The sequence below is a fragment of the Streptomyces sp. SAT1 genome (genome assembly GCF_001654495.1).
GTDB lineage: Bacteria > Actinomycetota > Actinomycetes > Streptomycetales > Streptomycetaceae > Streptomyces > Streptomyces andamanensis.
Genome location: NZ_CP015849.1, coordinates 1711301 through 1731930, shown reverse-complemented (window position 1 = coordinate 1731930; position 20630 = coordinate 1711301). Strand labels below are relative to the sequence as shown.

At 73.3% G+C, this 20630-nt stretch carries 12 protein-coding genes; 9 read left to right on the top strand and 3 right to left on the bottom strand.

The window, feature by feature from the left end; all coding sequences use genetic code 11:
- The first annotated feature begins 13 nt into the window (after positions 1-13).
- The 4 genes from A8713_RS07575 (at position 14) to A8713_RS07560 (ending at position 8088) form a co-directional block, all read left to right on the top strand.
- Positions 14-745 (top strand): VIT1/CCC1 transporter family protein, encoded by a 732-nt coding sequence (locus A8713_RS07575; protein ID WP_064532443.1) that lies wholly within the window; start codon positions 14-16, stop codon positions 743-745.
- A 477-nt stretch (positions 746-1222) separates the two neighbouring features.
- Positions 1223-5737, top strand: a complete 4515-nt coding sequence (gltB, locus tag A8713_RS07570; protein WP_064532437.1) for a glutamate synthase large subunit — start codon at positions 1223-1225, stop codon at positions 5735-5737.
- The gene (locus tag A8713_RS07565) at positions 5730-7193 is read left to right on the top strand and encodes a glutamate synthase subunit beta (protein WP_064532435.1); all 1464 of its coding nucleotides are present in this window, start codon (positions 5730-5732) and stop codon (positions 7191-7193) included. The genes gltB and A8713_RS07565 overlap by 8 nt, the downstream gene beginning before the upstream one ends.
- Positions 7194-7365: 172 nt before the next feature.
- Positions 7366-8088 carry a vWA domain-containing protein gene (locus tag A8713_RS07560; RefSeq protein WP_064532434.1) on the top strand — a complete coding sequence of 241 codons (723 nt, stop codon included), beginning with the start codon at positions 7366-7368 and terminating at the stop codon, positions 8086-8088.
- Positions 8089-8115: 27 nt separating this feature from the next.
- On the opposite strand, the gene A8713_RS07555 is transcribed toward A8713_RS07560, so the two are convergent.
- Both A8713_RS07555 and A8713_RS07550 read right to left on the bottom strand, forming a co-directional pair.
- Positions 8116-8994, bottom strand: a complete 879-nt coding sequence (locus A8713_RS07555; protein ID WP_064532432.1) for an aldo/keto reductase — start codon at positions 8992-8994, stop codon at positions 8116-8118.
- Between the two features lie 94 nt (positions 8995-9088).
- Positions 9089-9988 carry a hypothetical protein gene (locus A8713_RS07550; protein ID WP_064532429.1) on the bottom strand — a complete coding sequence of 300 codons (900 nt, stop codon included), beginning with the start codon at positions 9986-9988 and terminating at the stop codon, positions 9089-9091.
- A gap of 121 nt (positions 9989-10109) precedes the next feature.
- Here A8713_RS07550 and A8713_RS07545 point away from each other — a divergent pair, with 121 nt between their 5' ends.
- From A8713_RS07545 to A8713_RS07525, 5 genes are all read left to right on the top strand, one after another.
- Complete coding sequence (locus tag A8713_RS07545) at positions 10110-10460, top strand: chorismate mutase (protein ID WP_064532427.1); 351 nt, start codon at positions 10110-10112, stop codon at positions 10458-10460.
- Positions 10461-10821: 361 nt separating this feature from the next.
- On the top strand, positions 10822-13485 hold the full coding sequence (pepN, locus tag A8713_RS07540) for an aminopeptidase N (protein WP_064532426.1): 2664 nt from the start codon (positions 10822-10824) through the stop codon (positions 13483-13485).
- Positions 13486-13677: 192 nt separating this feature from the next.
- A complete protein-coding gene (locus A8713_RS07535; protein ID WP_064532423.1) occupies positions 13678-14511 on the top strand; it encodes an NmrA family NAD(P)-binding protein in 834 nt (277 codons plus the stop codon).
- Positions 14512-15592: 1081 nt separating this feature from the next.
- Positions 15593-16990, top strand: a complete 1398-nt coding sequence (locus A8713_RS07530) for a pyridoxal phosphate-dependent decarboxylase family protein (protein ID WP_064532421.1) — start codon at positions 15593-15595, stop codon at positions 16988-16990.
- Positions 16987-18516 (top strand): lysine N(6)-hydroxylase/L-ornithine N(5)-oxygenase family protein, encoded by a 1530-nt coding sequence (locus A8713_RS07525; RefSeq protein WP_064532420.1) that lies wholly within the window; start codon positions 16987-16989, stop codon positions 18514-18516. The genes A8713_RS07530 and A8713_RS07525 overlap by 4 nt, the downstream gene beginning before the upstream one ends.
- Before the next feature lie 109 nt (positions 18517-18625).
- On the opposite strand, the gene A8713_RS07520 is transcribed toward A8713_RS07525, so the two are convergent.
- Positions 18626-20452 (bottom strand): bifunctional metallophosphatase/5'-nucleotidase, encoded by a 1827-nt coding sequence (locus A8713_RS07520; RefSeq protein ID WP_064532417.1) that lies wholly within the window; start codon positions 20450-20452, stop codon positions 18626-18628.
- Positions 20453-20630 lie beyond the last annotated feature (178 nt).

Below are 20630 nucleotides of genomic sequence, written 5' to 3'. Positions count from 1 at the left end.
CTGGGGGACTCTCATGGCCATCCTCGACACCGAAGCGACCCTGCACGAGGCGCACCGCGACAACCACACGCACCGCGATGTGAACGGCGGCTGGCTGCGCCCGGCGGTGTTCGGGGCGATGGACGGCCTGGTCTCCAACCTGGCCCTGATGACCGGTGTCGCGGGTGGCGCGGTGAGCCACCACACCATCGTCCTCACCGGGTTCGCCGGTCTGGCCGCCGGTGCCTTCTCCATGGCGGCCGGCGAGTACACCTCCGTCGCCTCCCAGCGGGAGCTGGTCCAGGCCGAGCTGGACGTCGAGCGGCGTGAGCTGCGCAAGCACCCGCAGGACGAGGAGGACGAGCTGGCCGGCCTCTACATGGCGCGGGGCGTCCAGCCCGAGCTGGCGCGCGAGGTGGCCCGCCAGCTCTCCCAGGACCCGGAGCAGGCCCTGGAGATCCACGCCCGCGAGGAGCTGGGCATCGACCCGGGCGACCTGCCCTCGCCGCTGGTCGCCGCGGTCTCCTCGTTCGGCTCGTTCGCGCTGGGCGCGCTGCTGCCGCTGCTGCCCTATCTGCTCGGTGCCGACGCGCTGTGGCCCGCCGTGCTGCTCGCCCTGGCCGGGCTCTTCGGGTGCGGCGCGGTGGTGGCCAAGGTGACCGCGCGGAGCTGGTGGTACAGCGGTTTGCGGCAGCTTGCCCTGGGTGGTGCCGCCGCCGGTGTGACGTACGCCCTGGGCATCGCGTTCGGAACGGCCGTAGGATGACGTCACCGGGACTTATGCCCTTCACTGCATAAGTAACCGTTTCCCGCTGGTTTCGAGCGTGTGACCACCGGGCATGAGCCGTAAGCGCTGTGGGCAAAGAGGCCCGGAGCACACCCCCTGGGGCGGGCGCGACGCCGCCCACCCCGCCTCCCGGGTCCGGCCGACGGACGGGGATCCGACCGATCCCGCCCCGCAGACCCCCCAGTCGAGACCTCCACCGCCGGGTGCGGAGACCCCGCCGCCGACCCTGCGGTGTCCGCATGCTGGAACGAAGTATCCACTTTCCGGGACCCGCTCCATCATGTAACCTGCACGAAATTTCGCACTTCAAGCAGAGGGCCAACGTCGTCCCTCGGCACCAGCACATGCCAGATGACGACGACGGGAGAGCCGATGCGTACGCCGCGCCAGCCGTCCCAGCACTCCACGAACGGCCGAAACTGGTCGTTCATGGATGCTCGCCCTGCTGCGCAGGGTATGTACGACCCCCGCAACGAGCACGACGCCTGCGGCGTCGGCTTCGTGGCCACCCTCACCGGCGAGGCGAGCCATGCGCTGGTCGAGCAGGCGCTCACCGTGCTGCGTAACCTGGAGCACCGCGGCGCCACCGGTTCCGAGCCCGACTCGGGCGACGGCGCCGGCATCCTCTCCCAGGTGCCCGACGCGTTCCTGCGCGAAGTGGCCGGATTCGAACTGCCCGCCGCCGGCGCCTACGCCGTGGGCATCGCCTTCCTGCCCGAGGACGGCATCGCCGAGGCCGTCTCACAGATCGAGACGATCGCCGCCGACGAGGGCCTGACCGTCCTCGGCTGGCGCGAGGTCCCCGTCGCCCCCGCGCTCCTCGGCGCCACCGCCCGCTCCACCATGCCCGTCTTCCGCCAGCTCTTCGTCGGCGACGGCACCAGCGAGGGCATCGCCCTGGACCGCAGGGCGTTCGTGCTGCGCAAGCGCGCCGAGCGCGAGGCGGGCGTCTACTTCCCCTCACTGTCCTCCCGCACCCTCGTCTACAAGGGGATGCTCACCACCGGCCAGCTGGAGCCGTTCTTCCCGGACCTGTCCGACCGCCGCTTCGCCTCGGCCGTCGCCCTCGTCCACTCCCGCTTCTCCACCAACACCTTCCCGAGCTGGCCGCTCGCCCACCCCTACCGGTTTGTCGCCCACAACGGCGAGATCAACACCGTCAAGGGCAACCGCAACTGGATGCGCGCCCGCGAGTCCCGGCTGCACTCCGAGCTGTTCGGCGGCCAGGACAAGGCGATCGACCGGATCTTCCCGGTCTGCACGCCCGACGCCTCCGACTCCGCCTCCTTCGACGAGGTGCTGGAACTGCTGCACCTGGGCGGCCGCTCCCTGCCGCACGCGGTGCTGATGATGATCCCCGAGGCCTGGGAGAACCACGCCTCCATGGACCCGGCCCGCCGCGCCTTCTACGAGTACCACTCCACGATGATGGAGCCCTGGGACGGCCCGGCCTGCGTCACCTTCACCGACGGCACCCAGGTCGGCGCCGTGCTCGACCGCAACGGCCTGCGCCCCGGCCGCTACTGGGTCACCGACGACGGCCTCGTCGTCCTCGGCTCCGAGGTCGGCGTCCTCGACATCGACCCGGCCCGCGTCGTGCGCAAGGGCCGCCTCCAGCCCGGCCGCATGTTCCTCGTGGACACCGCCGAGCACCGCATCATCGAGGACGACGAGATCAAGGCGTCCCTCGCCGCGGAGAACCCGTACGCCGAGTGGCTGGAGGCCGGCGAGATCGAGCTGGGCGACCTGCCCGAGCGCGAGCACATCGTGCACACCCACGCCTCGGTCACCCGCCGCCAGCAGACCTTCGGCTACACCGAGGAAGAGCTGCGCGTCATCCTCGCGCCGATGGCCAAGGCCGCCGCCGAGCCGATCGGCTCCATGGGCACCGACAGCCCCATCGCGGCCCTCTCCGAGCGCCCGCGGCTGCTCTTCGACTACTTCACCCAGCTGTTCGCGCAGGTCACCAACCCGCCGCTGGACGCCATCCGCGAGGAACTGGTCACCTCGCTGCGCAGCTCGCTCGGCCCGCAGGGCAACCTGCTGGAGCCCACCGCGGCCTCCTGCCGCAGCGTCGTCCTGCCCTTCCCGGTGATCGACAACGACGAGCTGGCCAAGCTCATCCACATCAACGCCGACGGCGACATGCCCGGCTTCAAGGCCGCGACCCTCTCCGGTCTGTACCGGGTCTCCGGCGGCGGCCAGGCGCTGGCCGCCCGCATCGACGAGATCTGCGCCGAGGCCGACGCCGCCATCGACAACGGCGCCCGGCTGATCGTCCTGTCCGACCGGCACTCCGACGCCGAGCACGCGCCGATCCCGTCGCTGCTGCTCACCGCGGCCGTCCACCACCACCTCATCCGCACCAAGCAGCGCACCCACGTGGGCCTGCTGGTCGAGGCCGGCGACGTCCGCGAGGTCCACCACGTCGCCCTGCTCATCGGCTACGGCGCCGCCGCCGTCAACCCGTACCTGGCGATGGAGTCCGTCGAGGACCTGGTCCGGGCCGGCACCTTCCTGCCCGGCATGGAGTCCGAGCAGGCCATCCGCAACCTGATCTACGCCCTCGGCAAGGGCGTCCTCAAGGTCATGTCCAAGATGGGCATCTCCACCGTCGCCTCCTACCGCGGCGCCCAGGTCTTCGAGGCCGTCGGCCTGGACGAGGGCTTCGTCGAGAAGTACTTCAACGGCACCACCACCAAGATCGGCGGCGTCGGCATCGACGTCATCGCCCGGGAGGTCGCCGCCCGCCACGCCAAGGCCTACCCGGCCTCCGGCATCGCGCCCGCGCACCGCGCGCTGGACATCGGCGGCGAGTACCAGTGGCGCCGCGAGGGCGAACCGCACCTGTTCGACCCGGAGACCGTCTTCCGCCTCCAGCACTCCACGCGCTCGGGCCGCTACGACATCTTCAAGAAGTACACCGACCGCGTGAACGAGCAGTCCGAGCGGCTGATGACGCTGCGCGGCCTGTTCGGCTTCACTTCCGGCCGGGCGCCGATCCCCGTCGAGGAGGTCGAGCCGGTCTCCGAGATCGTCAAGCGCTTCTCCACCGGCGCCATGTCGTACGGCTCCATCTCCCAGGAGGCGCACGAGACCCTCGCCATCGCCATGAACCAGCTGGGCGGCAAGTCCAACACCGGTGAGGGCGGCGAGGACGCCGAGCGCCTGTACGACCCGGCGCGCCGCTCGTCCATCAAGCAGGTCGCCTCCGGCCGCTTCGGCGTGACCAGCGAGTACCTGGTCAACTCCGACGACATCCAGATCAAGATGGCCCAGGGCGCCAAGCCCGGCGAGGGTGGCCAGCTGCCCGGCCACAAGGTGTACCCGTGGGTGGCCAAGACCCGGCACTCGACGCCCGGCGTCGGCCTGATCTCCCCGCCGCCGCACCACGACATCTACTCCATCGAGGACCTGGCCCAGCTGATCCACGACCTCAAGAACGCCAACCCGGCCGCCCGCATCCATGTGAAGCTGGTCTCCGAGGTCGGCGTCGGCACGGTCGCGGCCGGTGTGTCCAAGGCCCACGCGGACGTCGTGCTGATCTCCGGTCACGACGGCGGCACCGGCGCCTCCCCGCTGACCTCGCTCAAGCACGCGGGCGGCCCCTGGGAGCTGGGCCTGGCCGAGACCCAGCAGACCCTGCTGCTCAACGGCCTGCGCGACCGGATCGTCGTCCAGACCGACGGCCAGCTCAAGACCGGCCGCGACGTCGTCATCGCCGCGCTGCTGGGCGCCGAGGAGTTCGGTTTCGCCACCGCGCCGCTCGTCGTCTCCGGCTGCGTCATGATGCGCGTCTGCCACCTGGACACCTGCCCCGTCGGCATCGCCACCCAGAACCCGGTGCTGCGCGACCGCTTCGCCGGCAAGGCCGAGTACGTGGTGAACTTCTTCAAGTTCATCGCCGAGGAGGTCCGCGAACTCCTCGCCGAGCTGGGCTTCCGCTCCATCGAGGAGGCCGTCGGCCACGCCGAGATCCTCGACGTCACCCGCGCCGTCGACCACTGGAAGGCGCAGGGCCTGGACCTGGCACCGCTGTTCCACGTGCCCGAACTGCCCGAGGGCGCCGCCCGCCACCGGGTCACCGCCCAGGACCACGGCCTGGAGAAGGCACTCGACAACGAGCTGATCCGGCTCGCCGCCGATGCCCTGGCCGCCGGCTCCGCGGCCGACGCCCAGCCGGTGCGCGCGCAGGTCGCCATCCGCAACATCAACCGCACCGTCGGCACCATGCTCGGCCACGAGGTGACCAAGAAGTTCGGCGGCGCCGGGCTGCCCGACGACACCGTCGACATCACCTTCACCGGCTCCGCGGGCCAGTCCTTCGGCGCCTTCCTGCCGCGCGGCATCACCCTGCGCCTGGAGGGCGACGCCAACGACTACGTCGGCAAGGGCCTGTCCGGCGGCCGGATCGTCGTCCGCCCCGACCGCGCCGCCGACCACCTCGCCGAGTACAGCGTCATCGCGGGCAACACCCTCGCCTACGGCGCCACCGGCGGCGAGATGTTCCTGCGCGGCCGCACCGGTGAGCGCTTCTGCGTCCGCAACTCCGGCGCGCTGGTCGTCTCCGAGGGCGTGGGCGACCACGGCTGCGAGTACATGACCGGCGGCCACGCGGTGGTCCTCGGCGAGACCGGCCGCAACTTCGCGGCCGGCATGTCCGGCGGCGTCGCCTACGTGATCGACCTGGACCGCGACCACGTCAACGCCGGCAACCTGGACGCCGTCGAGGCGCCGGACGAGACCGACCTGCGGTGGCTGCACGACGCGGTGCGCCGGCACGCCGAGGAGACCGGCTCCACGGTCGCCGCGAAGCTGCTCGCCGACTGGCCGGCCGCCGCCGCCCGCTTCAGCAAGATCATCCCCCGTACGTACAAGGCAGTGCTCGCCGCCAAGGACGCCGCCGAGCGAGACGGTCTGTCCGAGACCGAGATCACCGAGAAGATGATGGAGGCGGCGATCAATGGCTGATCCGAAGGGCTTTCTGAACCACGGCCGCGAGGTCGCCGCCTCCCGCCCGGTCGAGGAGCGCGTCAAGGACTGGAACGAGGTCTACGTCCCCGGCTCCCTGCTGCCGATCATCAGCAAGCAGGCCAGCCGGTGCATGGACTGCGGCATCCCGTTCTGCCACAACGGCTGCCCGCTCGGGAACCTCATCCCCGAGTGGAACGACTACGCCTACCGCGGGGACTGGGCCGCCGCCCAGGAGCGGCTGCACGCGACCAACAACTTCCCGGAGTTCACCGGCCGCCTCTGCCCCGCCCCCTGCGAGTCGGCGTGCGTGCTCGGCATCAACCAGCAGCCGGTCACCATCAAGAACGTCGAGGTCTCCATCATCGACAAGGCGTGGGAGACCGGGGACGTCGCCCCGCAGATCCCCGAGCGCCTGTCCGGCAAGACCGTCGCCGTCATCGGCTCGGGCCCGGCCGGACTGGCCGCCGCCCAGCAGCTCACCCGGGCCGGCCACACCGTCGCCGTCTACGAGCGCGCCGACCGCATCGGCGGCCTGCTGCGGTACGGCATCCCCGAGTTCAAGATGGAGAAGCGGCACATCAACCGCCGTATCGAGCAGATGCGCGCGGAGGGCACCCGCTTCCGCACCGGCGTCGAGGTCGGCCGCGACATCTCGGCCACCGCCCTGAAGAAGCGCTACGACGCCGTCGTCATCGCCGCCGGTGCCACCACCGCCCGCGACCTGTCCGTCCCGGGCCGCGAACTCAAGGGCGTCCACCAGGCGATGGAGTACCTGCCGCTGGCCAACAAGGTCCAGGAGGGCGACTACGTCACCCCGCCGATCTCGGCCGCCGGCAAGCACGTCGTCGTCATCGGCGGCGGCGACACCGGCGCGGACTGCGTGGGCACCGCCCACCGCCAGGGCGCTGCCTCCGTCACCCAGCTGGAGATCATGCCCCGCCCCAACGAGGAGCGGCACCCGGTCGGCCAGCCCTGGCCCACCTTCCCGGTCCTCTACAAGGTCACCTCGGCCCACGAGGAGGGCGGCGAGCGGATCTACTCCGCCTCCACGACCCACTTCGAGGGCGACGAGGACGGCAACGTACAGTGGCTGCACCTGGCCGAGGTCGAGTTCACCGACGGCAAGCTCACCCAGAAGCCGGGCACCGAACGCAGGATCCCGGCCCAGCTGGTCACCCTCGCCATGGGCTTCACCGGCACCGACCGGGACAACGGCCTGGTGGAGCAGTTCGGCCTGGAGCTCGACGAACGGGGTAACATCGCCCGCGACGCCGACTTCCAGACCAACGTGCCCGGCGTGTTCGTGGCCGGTGACGCGGGCCGCGGCCAGTCGCTCATCGTGTGGGCGATCGCGGAGGGCCGCTCGGCCGCCCGCGGCGCCGACCGCCACCTGACGGGCGCCAGCGACCTGCCGGCCCCGATCCGCCCGACGGACCGCTCGCTGATGGTCTGACGCGCGGCCGACACAGACGTCCCGTACAACGGCGTACGGAACACCGCCGGCGCCTGCCCGCCCGTCCCCGACCGGACAACAGGGCAGGCGCCGTCACATGTCCGAAACCGCGCGGCCCCGCCCGGCGTCCTGAGGAGCGGGACACACGGGACACAGGGGAGGCGCGGGACACATGGCCGCGATCAGTCTGAGCAAGGTGGAGGAGACGGCGCCCGCGCTGGTCAGCCTCTACAAGAGCGCGGGGGTCTCCCTCACCAAGCACGGCCTCACCGGTCAGCGGGCCGCCGTCTACCTCGTCCTGGACCACTCCGGCTCCATGAGCCCGTACTACCGCGACGGCAGCGTGCAGGCGCTCGCCGACCGCGTGCTGGGCCTGGCCGCCCATCTCGACGACGACGGCCGCGTCCCGGTGGTGTTCTTCTCCGCCGGCGTCGACGCCGTCACCGAGATCGCCCTCGACAACCACGAGGGCAGCGTCCAGCGCGTGGCGGCCGGCCTCGGCCACATGGGCCGCACCCACTACGACGTCGCCATGGACGCCGTCATCGACCACTACCTCGACTGCGGCGCCACCGACCCGGCCCTGGTGGTCTTCCAGACGGACGGCGGCCCCTCCAGCAAGGCCGCCGCCGAACGCCATCTGTGCAAGGCCGCGAGGCTCCCGCTCTTCTGGCAGTTCATCGGCTTCGGCAACGCCCGCAGCAGGCAGTTCGACTTCCTGCGCCGGCTCGACGAACTCGCCGTGCCCGCGCGGCGCGCCGTCGACAACGCGGGCTTCTTCCCGGCCGGCCGCAACCCGCGCAGGATGTCCGACGAGGAGCTGTACGACCGGCTCGTCGGCGAGTTCCCGCAGTGGCTCGCGGCGGCCCGCGCCGCGGGGATCGTACGGGACTGAGACCGGCCGCCTGCGTCGCGCGGCACGTCACACGGGCACGCCCGCGCCGATCCGGCGGACCTGCTCCTCGGTCAGGGACAGCCGCAGGGCGCCCGCGTTCTCCGCCGCGTGCGCCGCCGAGGACGTCCCCGGGATGGGGATCACGTTGGGGGAGCGGTGCAGCAGCCAGGCCAGGGCGACCTGCGCCCGGGTCGCGCCCAGTTCGTCCGCGACCGCGGCCAGCGCACCGCCGTCCGCCGCGTGCGCGCCCCGGGCCACGGGGAAGTACGGCAGGAACGCGATGCCCAGGCGGGCGGTGTGGTCCACCACCGGGTCATGGCCGCGCTCCGCCAGGTTGTACATGTTCTGCACACTAGCGATGGGGGCGATGGCGGAGGCGGCCGTCAGCTGCGCGACCGTCACCTCCGACAGCCCGATGTGCCGCACCTTGCCCTCCTCCTGGAGCTGCCGCAGCGCGCCGATCTGGTCCGCCAGCGGATACCCCGGGTCGATGCGGTGCAACTGGAGCAGATCGATGCGGTCGGTGCGCAGCCGCCGCAGACTCAGCTCGGCCTGCTGGCGCAGATACGCCGGATGCCCGTGCGGGATCCACTCCGCGGCGCTCGGCCGCAGCACCCCCGTCTTGGTGGCCAGGGCCACGCCGTCGCGGTACGGGTGCAGCGCCTGGGCGAGTAACTCCTCGTTGGCGCCCAGCGCGTAGGCGTCCGCCGTGTCGAACAGGTCCACCCCCGACTCGGCCGCCGTGCGCAGCACCTCCAGCGCCGCGGCCCGGTCCGCGGGGCCCCGCCACACCGGCGCGGCCGCACGGGAGCGCTCAAGCTCCGTGTCCGCCAGACGCATGGCGCCGAAACCGATCCGGCGCACCTCCACATCGCCGCCGATACGGAAAACCTCGGTGATCGTCATGGCAGTGACGATAAGAGATCACACGGTCACAGGAGGTCGGACGCCGCATCGCACCCTGTGAAGGACGTCACGTGCCCATCCGCAGCCCCGCGCCTCATGTGTCGCACTCCAGCACCGTCCGGCACAGCCCGCACCGCGCCCTGACCCGGCCCCGCACCGGCACCCGGATCCGCTGGAGGCAGGTCGGGCACGGGAACGACACCCGCAGCGGCTCCGTCCCGCCCGCCGAGAACGCGTACGGCACGTCCGCGTCCCCGGCCGGCGGCGGACCGTGCTCCTGGGCGTGCCGCCGGTCGCGCGCGTACCGGCGCCGGCCCGTCCAGCCCGCGGCCGTCAGCGGCGGCCGCCGCGCGTCACCGGCCGCCCGCGCCCGCCCCTTCACATACGCCTCATAACCCTGCGCGCTGGTGAACCACGTCGAGGGATCCTCGCCGAACAGCAGCGCCCGCTTGGCCAGGACGTAGCCGAACTCCTCCGGCGTCAGATAGCCGAGCTTCTGCGAGGAGGCGCCGTCCTCCCGGAAGGCGTCCAGCAGCAGCCAGCCCGCGCCCAGGTACGTCGCCGCCGTGTCCGTGAGGATCTCGTTGTCCCGGGTGCGCGGGAAGGACAGGTCCAGGCGGTGCAGATAGACGTGCATCACCTCGTGCGCCAGGGCCGCGCCGATGTCCCGGCGGTGCGTACGGAACCGGTCGTTCAGCTCCACGAAGTACTCGGGGCCCGCCGTCAGCTCCACGTTCGCCGCGTGCGTCATCTCCCGGAAGCCGACGATCAGGCGGGCGTCCGGCAGCCCGTAGTGCCGCACCAGCTCATGGGCCACCCGCTGGGCGCCCAGATGCAGGTCGTCGGTGTCGGCGAACGCCACGTCCGCCGGGGCCACGCTCGTCGCGAACGTCCGGACGGTCTCGTACGACAGCCGCCGGTACAGCGCCGTGATCGCGGCCCGCACCGTCTCCAGATGCGGGAAGCCGTGCTCGACCGGCCCGCCGTTCGCCACGTCCGCACCCCCAGAGCCGACCGGACACCTCTTCCCGCTGCCTCCCACTGTAGGACCGGACCCCCGGCTCCACCTGATCAAGGCGGGGGCCACCCGGCGGGGTTGACTAGGCTTGCCCCCCATGAGCACCAGCAGCACCGGTAACGGTGACGTCGACCCCGCGGTCCGCCGGGAACTCGCCCGGCTGCGCGACAGCATCGACAACATCGACGCGGCCGTCGTCCACATGCTCGCCGAGCGGTTCAAGGCGACCCAGCAGGTCGGCCACCTCAAGGCCGCCCACCAGCTGCCGCCCGCCGATCCGGGCCGCGAGTCCCGCCAGATCGCCCGGCTGCGCGCCCTCGCCGAGGACGCCAAACTCGACCCGGCCTTCGCGGAGAAGTTCCTCAACTTCATCATCGCCGAGGTGATCCGCCACCACGAGCGCATCGCGGAGGACTCCGCGGGCGACCGGCCGGCACCGACGAGCTGACCTGGGCCGGCCTGGGCCGGCCCGCACTGGTTCGGACCGCCCCGGGCCGACTCGGACGGGTCCGGGCCGACTCGGACTGGTCCGTCTGATCTGTCTGATCTGTCTGGTTCGGCTGATCCGGAAGCGCCCGGGGAAGGTCCGGAGAAGGCCCGGGAAGGCCCGGAGGAGGGGCGTATCGGGCGTAGCGGCCTCGGAAGGGCCCGCCGTCCGCCGTCCGCCGTCCGCCGTCCGCGCCCCCGCCCAGCCGCCCCGGCGCGCGCCGGCACCCGCCCGGCGCGCGTGAGGGCACCCCCCTTGCCCGGCACCCCGGCCCGGCCCGTCTCCCGAACCCCCTCGTGCCCCGCCCCCGCCATCGGGCAGCATGGCGTGCATGTCCGTACTCACGCGCGACGAAGCGCAGACCCGTGCCCAGCTCCTCGATGTCCACCACTACCACGTCGACCTCGACCTGACCGTCGGGGAGGAGACCTTCGACTCCCGCACCCTGATCCGGTTCTCCGTACGCACCGGCCAGGACGGCACGGACACCTTCGTCGAGCTCAAGCCCGCCGAACTGCGCTCCGCCACCCTCGACGGACAGCCCCTCGACCCGGCCCGCCTCGACGGGAACCGCCTGCCGCTGACGGACCTCGCCCCCGGCGAGCACGAACTGCGCGTCGACGCCGCCATGCGCTACTCCCGCACCGGCGAGGGCATGCACCGCTTCACCGACCCCTCCGACGGCGAGACCTACGTCTACACCCAGCTGTTCATGGAGGACGTGCAGCGCGTCTTCGCCGCCTTCGACCAGCCCGACCTCAAGGCCGTCTTCGACCTCACCGTCAAGGCCCCCGAGGGCTGGACCGTCCTCACCAACGGCATCGCCGAACACACCGGCGGCGGCGCCTGGAAGGCCGCCACCACCCCGCCGCTGTCCACCTACCTCGTCGCCGTCGCCGCCGGCCCCTGGCACTCGGTGCGCGCCGAACACCGCGGTCTGCCCTTCGGCATCCACTGCCGCCGCTCCCTCGCCCCCCACCTGGACGCCGACGCCGACGAGATCCTCGACGTCACCCGCGCCTGCTTCGACCGCTACCACGAGAAGTTCGAGGAGCCCTACCCCTTCGACTCCTACGACCAGGCGTTCGTCCCCGAGTTCAACGCGGGCGCCATGGAGAACCCCGGCCTCGTCACCTTCCGCGACGAGTTCGTCTACCGCTCCGCCGTCACCGACACCGAGCGGCAGACCCGCGCCATGGTCATCGCCCACGAGATGGCCCACATGTGGTTCGGCGACCTCGTCACCCTGCGGTGGTGGGACGACATCTGGCTCAACGAGTCCTTCGCCGAGTACATGGGCTACCAGACCACCGCCGAGGCCACCCGCTTCACCGGCACCTGGACCGAGTTCGGCCTCTCCCGCAAGTCCTGGGGCTACGACGCCGACCAGCGCCCCTCCACCCACCCCGTCGCCCCCGAGGCCGTCGACGACACCGCCTCCGCGCTGCTGAACTTCGACGGCATCTCCTACGCCAAGGGCGCCTCCGCGCTGCGCCAGCTCGTCGCCTGGCTCGGCGAGAAGGACTTCCTCGCCGGCATCAACACCCACTTCCGGCGCCACCGGTTCGGCAACGCCACCCTCGCCGACTTCATCGACTCGCTGGCCTCCGCCACCGACCGCGACGTCCACGCCTGGGCCCAGGCATGGCTGCGCACCACCGGCGTCGACACCCTCGTCCCCACCGTGCGCGCCGACCACGGCAACTGGCACCTCGACATCGCGCACCGGGGCAGCTCCGGCACCTGGTCCGCGCCGGATCCCGCCAAGGACCGGGACGGCCTCAAGCACGCCGGGAGCCTCACACCCGGGGGCGGCACCCGGCCGCACCGCATCACCATCGGCGTCTACGACCACGACCTCCACGACGCCGGCCGGCTGACCCTGCGCACCCGCGTGGAAGCCGACGTGCCCGCCACCGGCGACGCCGGCATCAGCAGCGGCGGCCCGCGCCCCGCGCTGCTCCTCCTCAACGACGGCGACCTCACCTACGCCAAGATCCGCTTCGACGCCGAGTCCTTCCGCACCGTCCGCGAGAACCTGTCGGGCCTGCCCGACCCGCTGAGCCGCACCGTCGTCTGGAACGCCCTGCGCGACGCCGTGCGCGACGGCGAACTGGCCCCCGGCGTCTATCTGGAGACCGCGCGCGCCCACCTGCCGCGCGAGAGCGACCTCGCCCTCGTCGAGGCCGTGCTCTCCTTCGCCCGCGTCCACATCGCCGACCGCTGCCTCGCCCCCGAGCAGCGGCCCGCCGCCCTCGCCACGCTCGCCTCCGTGTGCCGCGACCTGATCCGCCGCACCGAGGACGGCGACCACCCCGGCCTGCGCCTCATCGCCGTACGCCACTTCATCGACGTCGCCGCCCACCCCGACACCATCGCCGCCTGGCTCGCCGACGGCACCGTCCCCGGCGGCCCCGAACTCGACCCCGAGCTGCGCTGGCGCGTCCTCGCCCGGCTCGCCGTCCTCGGCGCCACCGACGAGTCCGCCATCGCCGCCGAACTGGAGCGCGACCCGTCCGCCAGCGGCCGGGAGGGCGCCGCCCGTTGCCGCGCCGCGCTGCCCGACCCGGACGCCAAACGGGCCGCCTGGGCGGCGATGTTCGCCTCCGACGACCTCTCCAACTACCTGTTCACCGCCACCGCCCAGGGCTTCTGGCAGCCCGAACAGGCCGACCTCGTCGCCCCGTACGTGGCCCGCTACTACGCGGACGCCGTCGCCCTCTCCGCCCGCCGCGGTCCCGCCATCGCCGCGGCCGCCGGACGCTACGCCTTCCCCGCCCACGCCGTCGACGCCGAGCACCTGCGCCTCGGCCGGGCCTGCCTGCGCGAGGACGACCCGATCCCGGCGCTGCGCCGCAAGCTCGACGACCAACTCGACGACCTGGCACGGGCGCTGCGCGTCCGCGAGGCCGGGCGGACGGGGGAGCGGACGGAGCAGGGGGAGCCCGGCGAGCCGGAGGAGACGGCGGTGCGCTCGGGGGCGTAGTACCAGGGGCGTACGACCCGGCTGGGCCCTGACTGGTCCCCGTCTGGTCCCTGACGACGATGCGCGGGCCGGTCGTCCTTCCTAGGCTCGGACCCCGGAAGGACGACCAGCCCGCGGGCCGGCCCGGACACCGTCCCACCCGTCCCACCGTCCGGAGCCCGCCCGCGCCACGCCCCCACCACGGAGGAAACCGTGATCGTAGTCACCGGCGCCACCGGCAACGTCGGCCGTGCCCTCGTCGAGCGCCTGGCCGCCGCCGGCCGGCCCGTCCGGGCGCTGACCCGCGACCCGCAGCGGGCCGGACTGCCCGAGGGCGCCGAGGTGGTGCGGTTCCGGCCGGACGACCCGGCCGCCCTGTTCGCCGGGGCGGACAAGCTCTTCCTGTACGTCCAGGCGGCGGGCGACCGGACGGCCGCCTTCCTGGCGGCGGCCCGCGAGGCGGGTGTCCGGCACGTCGTCCTGCTCTCCTCCGCCATCATCACGGAGGGCGCCGACGAGACCCACCCCATCCACGTCATGCACGCCACCGTGGAACGGGAGATCCGCGCCAGCGGCCTGGAGTGGACGTTCCTGCGGCCGGGCGCCTTCGCCACCAACGCCTTCCAGTGGGCCGGGCAGATCCGCGCCGGCGACGAGGTCCGCGGTGTCTTCGCGGACGCCATGACCGCGCCCATCCACGAGGACGACATCGCCGCCGTCGCCGAACGCGCCCTGCTCGACGGCGGCCACGAGGGCGCCGCCCACCGCCTCAGCGGGCCGGCGGCCATCAGCAACGCCGGCCAGGTCGCCGCGATCGGCCGCGCCCTCGGCCGCACGCTCACCTACACCGAGGTGCCCCCCGAGCAGGCCGGCCCCGAACTCTTCCCGCACGTGCCCCCGCACATGCTCCAGAGCCTGCTCGACACCTTCCGCCACACCGTCGGCGCCACCCCCGAGACCACCACCACGGTCGAGGACATCACCGGCACCCCCGCCCGCCCCTTCGCGACCTGGGCCGAGGACCACAGGAAGGACTTCGGAGCCTGAGACACGGAGGAGGGAGACACCGCGAGCGCCGCGGGACGCGCTGCGCGTGCGCTGGTGGGGCGGGGCCCCGGGGGGTGCTGGGGGCGGGCGGACGCGGGATGCCTACGGTCGGGGCCGGACCCTGCGGCGCGGTCGCGGCCCTGCCGTGGGACCCGGGGCGACCGGGCCGCCCGGTCACCCGGCGGCCCCTCACACCACGCCGCGGCGCGCCGCGCCGGTACGGCCGTGGGTCCGACGCGTGCGGGGCGGCTCCGCACCACCCGGCGACCGGGGCCGAGCCCGGGGCGCCTACGTCGCGTCCGGCGCCCCCGGCCGCCGGGCCCCGGCCCCGGGCTGTCCCAGCCGTCCGGGAGCGGCAGCCGGACCTCATGGCGCCGAGCCCGAGCCCGTACTGCACGGGCCGCCCGGCCGACCGGTGCGCGTCCGGCCGCCCGGCCGGCCGGTGATCGTCAGGACGACGGGCAGGCCCGGCCGCCCGGCACAGGCGTGCCGGGCCCTGCACGGGGAGGTCCGGCCGTCCCCGGCCGGTAGCCGTCACGGCGACAGGCAGCTTCGTCCGCCGGGTCCCGGCCCTGGGCTGTCCCAGTCGTCCGGGATCCGGCCACCGAACACATGCGGCGCGGAATCCCCGTGGTCCCGGCTCCCCGCCCCGCCGGACCCGTCCGGCACGGTGGCTCGCCTCCGCCGTCCGCGGCGGCGCCGCCCGCTCGCCGGACGGGCGCCGTCCAGGGAGCCCGAGCGCCCAGCCGCAGGTGGCACGGGCGCAGGCCCCGCGGGCGGTCGGCCCGGCAGGGCGGCAGGTACCGCGGGCCCCTGCGCGCGCCCGTTCGGCCAGGCGGCAGGCGCCGGAGACCCCGGCCCGCCGTCGGTCGCCGGTAGCGCCAGAGCCCGGAGCCGCCAGAGCCCGGCGGAGCCGTACGCCCCGGCGCTCGGGCGTGCGGTCGAGCGCCGGGGGCGCGGGCTCCGTGTGCTCCCTGTGCGGCAATACCCCTGGGGGCCCCGCTCGTTGGACTTTCCGGGCACCCCGCCTTCAGGCGGACAAACCGGATGCTCCTGGCCCGCGTACCCCTAAGGACAGCCCATGGGCACTCCGCACCCGCCCGCACCGCGGGTCAGCCTCGCCTCCGGGCCCGACGGCCGCCACGCCCTGCGGCCGCTGCTGGACACCGTGCTCGACGCGCTGGACAGCGGACGGGCGGCCCGGGGCGGGCCGCTGCCCGCGGGCGGCCCGGAGGCCGTCGCCGCCCGGGTCCGCGCGGCCGCCGGGGTCGTACTGCCCGAGTACGGCGAGCCCGACGCCCTGCGCGCCCTCGTGCACGCCCTGGCCGAGGGCGCCGCCGACCCCGCCGACCCGCTCTGCGCCGCCCATCTGCACTGCCCGCCCCTGGCCGTGGCCGCCGCCGCCGACCTCGCCGCCGGCGTCCTCAACCCCTCGCTCGACTCCTGGGACCAGGCACCCGCCGCCTCCGCGCTCGAAGCCCTCGTCACCCGCGCCCTCGCCCGCACGGCGGGATGCGCCGACGCCGTCGTCACCACCGGCGGCACCGAGTCCAACCACCTCGCGCTGCTCCTCGCCCGCGAGAAGCGGGGCGACGGCGTCCGTCTCGTCCACGGCGCCAACGCCCACCATTCCCTGCCCCGCGCCGCCTGGCTGCTCGGCCTGCCCGCCCCCGTGCGCGTCCCCGCCCCCGCCGGCACCCTCGACCCCGCCGCCCTGGCCGAGACCCTCACCGCCCTCACCGGACCCGGCGCCCCCCGCACCCCGCTCCTGGTGGCCGCCACCGCCGGAACCACCGACGCCGGACTCATCGACCCGCTCCCCGAGATCGCCGCGCTGAGCGCCGCGCACGGCGCCCGGCTGCACATCGACGCGGCCCACGGCGGCGGCCTCCTGTTCAGCGACCGCCACCGCCACCTGCTCACCGGCCTCGACGCCGCCCACACCGTCACCCTCGACCTGCACAAACTCGGCTGGCAGCCGGTCGCCGCCGGACTCCTCGCCGTACGCCGCGGCGGCGACCTCGACGCCCTGCACCACCACGCCGACTACCTCAACGCCGACGACGACACCGAGGCCGGCCTGCCCGACCTCCTCGGCCGCTCCCTGCGCACCACCCGGCGCCCCGACATCCTCAAGATCGCCGTCACCCTCAAGACCCTCGGCCGCGCCGGACTCGGCGCGCTCGTCGACGAGGTCTGCGCCCACGCCCGCGCCCTCGCCGACCTCGTCGAGGACCACCCCGGCCTCGAACTGCGCGGGCGCCCCGTCATCAGCACGGTCCTGTTCCGGCCCGCCGGGGCCCCCGACGACGCGGTGGCCGCCGTACGCCGCCGCCTGCTCACCGACGGCCGCGCCGTCCTCGGCCGGGCCCGCCTGGACGGCCGGCTCTGGCTCAAGGCCACCCTCCTCAACCCCCGCACCCGGCCCGACGACCTGGCCGCCCTGCTGAAACTGGTGGAAGGAACCACCCCCCGATGAGCCACCCCCACGCCCCGACCGGCCCCCACCCGCCGACCGGCCGCCCCCCGGCCCAGCACTCCCCGGCGAACCGGACGGCCGCCGACCGGCTGCCGCAGAGCCGCCCCCCGATGGACCGCACCCCCACCCAGACCGCCCCCCGCGACCTGGTCGGCATCGGCGTCGGACCGTTCAACCTCTCCCTGGCCGCCCTCGCCCACCCCCTCACCGGACTGTCCACCGCCTTCTACGAGCAGCGCCCCCGCTTCGACTGGCACCCCGGCCTGCTCATCGACGGCGCCCGCCTCCAGGTCCCCTTCCTCGCCGACCTCGTCACCCTCGCCGACCCCGCCAGCCACTGGTCCTTCCTCAACTACCTCAAGGCCCGCGACCGGCTCTTCCCCTTCTACTTCGCCGAACGCCTCCACATCGAGCGCGCCGAGTACGACGCCTACTGCCGCTGGGTCTCCGACCAGCTCCCCGCACTGCACTACGGCCACCAGGTCGACACCGTCCGCTGGAACCCCGAACACCGCCTCTTCGAGGTCGACTTCACCCAGCTCGACAGCGACGGCGAGGCCGAGGCCCTGGGCCGCACCTACACCCGCAACGTCGTCCTCGGCGTCGGCACCGAACCCCACGTCCCCGAACCGCTGCGCCCCCTGGCCGGCGCCCCCGGCGCCCTCGTCGTGCACGCCGCCGACTACCTCGACCACCGCGACGCGCTCCTCGCCGCCGGGCACGTCACCGTCGTCGGCTCGGGCCAGTCGGGCGCCGAGGTCTTCCTCGACCTGCTCAAGGGCCGCCCCGCCGGCCACGAGCGGCTGCACTGGATCGGCCGCACCGAGGCATTCGCCCCCATGGAGTACTCCAAGCTCGGCCTGGAACACTTCACACCCGACTACACGCGCTACTTCCACGCCCTGCCCGAGCCCGTCCGCGACCGGCTCGTCCCCGCCCAGTGGCAACTGCACAAGGGCGTGGACGCGAGCACCCTCGCCGCCATCCACGACGAGCTGTACCACCGCACCCTGCACGGCGGCTGGCCCGACGCCGTCCTCACCCCCGGCGTCCGCGTCCGCACCGCGGGTCGCGTCGCCGGAAACAAGGTCGAACTCCACCTGGAACACCCCCAGCAGGACGCCCGCAGCCGCCTCACCACCGACGCCGTCGTCCTCGCCACCGGCTACCGGCCCCGCCCCCTGGGCCACCTCCTCGCCTCGCTCGACCCCTACCTGCGCCGCGACCAGAGCGAACGCCCCCGCGTCGACGAGCAGTACCGCCTCCTCCTCGACCCCGCCGTCAGCGCCGCCGGCTGCCACGTCTACGTGCAGAACGCCGAACACCACACCCACGGCGTCGGCGCCCCCGACCTCGGCCTCGCCGCCTGGCGCAGCGCCACCATCCTCAACTCCGTGACCGGCACGGCCAGCTACCCGCTGCCCGCCCGCACCGCCTTCACCAGCTTCGGCCTGCGACAGCAGCGGCCCCAGGTCCCGCCCGCCCACCAGTTCAAGGCACTCGCCCCTCTGGCGGACGGGACCTGAGGCCGCGCCCCCGCCACCGCACCGCTGCCCGCGGCACGGACACACCGGCCCGGAACACCGGCCCACCGGCTGCGGGGCCGGTGCACCGGCTACCGCACCGGCCCGCCGGTCAGAACACCGGCGTACCGTCCCGCGTCAGCTTCCAGTCCACCGACGCGAAGTCCTTCGGGTCCAGCACACCCTTCGCCGTCGCCCACTCGGCGATCCGGGTACGGATCTCCGTCGACTCCGACCACAGCTCCTTCGCCGCCGCCACGTGCGGGAACGCGCCGCCGCCGTTGGCGCGGTAGTTGTTCACCGCCAGCACGAACTGCTGCGCGTCGTCCAGCGGCGCACCGTTGAACGTCAGGTTCCGGATCCGCGAACCGGCCGGCCGGGCGACGTCGATGTCGTACGCCAGCCCCGACACATAGTCGTAGTTGTAGTCCGGCCGGCCGCCCGCGTTCGTCAGCTTCTCCACGTCCACGGGCGCGCCCGCCGCCGTCTGCACGTAGTAGCCCGCCGAGTACTCCAGGTACTCCCGCACCTGCGCGCCCGTCATCAGCTTCGCCACCAGCGTGTTGTCGTACACGTACAGGCTCGACAGGTCCCGGATCGTCACATCGCCCGCCGAGATCTGCGAGGTCCGCGAGAACGGCGACGCCTGCGCGATCACCGGCAGCGCGGCGTACTGCGTACCCGCCAGCGCCGCCTTCACCACGTCCTCCTGGACCTTGGTGATCAGATCGATGATCGGCGCGTCCTTGTAACGGGCGTCCACCGTCGTCAGCGTCTGCGTGGCCCGCCCGACGACCTGGTTGACGTACTGCACCACCTTCTTGTGCTCGTCCTCGAGCAGCCTGGTGATCTTCGGGTCGTCCGGCACCGCGTTCGAGTTGCGCAGCGAGGCGGCGACCGACTCCACCTCCCAGCGGCCCCGGGAGAACACCAGCTCGATGTCGAACAGGGTCAGCCGCTCCGCGAAGCACAGCGGCTCCGACAGCACCACCGTCTTCCCCGACTTCTCGTTGACGACCTTCAGCTCCGGGATCTCCAGATGCGCGTGCCCCACCAGGATCGCGTCGATCCCCGGCACCAGCCGGGCCACGTTCGCCGCCGCGTCCTCCACGTACGGCAACTGGTCACCGTAGGACGACTGGCCCGACGTACCCGAGTGCGCCGACACGATCACCACGTCCGCGCCCATCGACCGCAGCTTCGGCACCCACTTCGCCGCCTGCTCCTCAAGACCCGGGAACGTCAGCTTCCCCTGCACATACGCCTTGTCCCAGATCGCGATACCCGGGTTGGTCAGCCCCAGCACGGCCACCTTCACCGGAGCGGCACCCGGCACATGGAACGTCTTCATGACGTACGGCGCGAACGCCGGCCGCTGCGTCTTCGCGTCCAGCGCGTTCGCACCCAGCAGCGGGAAACGGCACTGCTGCTCGAACTTGCGCAGCGTCTCGATGCCGTAGTTGAACTCGTGGTTGCCCAGCGCCGCCGCGTCGTACCCGATCGCGTTCATCGCCTGCGCCATCGGGTGCACCGGACCGCCCTTGGCGGTGATCGGGTCCACCTTCGCGTAGTAGTACGACAGCGGGGTGCCCTGGATCGTGTCACCCGCGTCCAGCAGCAGCGTGTTGCGGCGGCCCTTCTCCTCGCGGACCTGGTTCACCAGCGTCGAGATGCGCGCCAGGCCCTGCGCGTTGCCCGCGCCGTCCGTGTACTCCGCGTCCTTGAAGTAGTCCCAGTTGAAGACGTGCCCGTGCAGGTCCGTCGTGCCCATCACGGTCAGCGAGTACCGCTTGGGATGCCGCCCGTGCCCATGCCCGTGACCGTGTCCGTGCCCGGGGGTCGCGGCCTCGGCCGCCGGAGCCGCCGCCGCACCCGCCAGCGCCACCCCCGCCCCGGTCACGGCGGACTTCTTCAGGAACTTCCGGCGGTTCAACGCCATGTCTGGTTCTCCTTGCGAAGGATCGGCTTGCGAGGACCGGCCCGCGGGCCGGTCGGAGCGCGGCCGGCCGCGGACGGCCGACGACGCGCGTAGACCGACCATGGATGGACGCGCGTAGATTCTGGCCGGGACATGCCGAAGCGCAACAGTCCCCGCAGGTTGCGATCTGATGACCGCC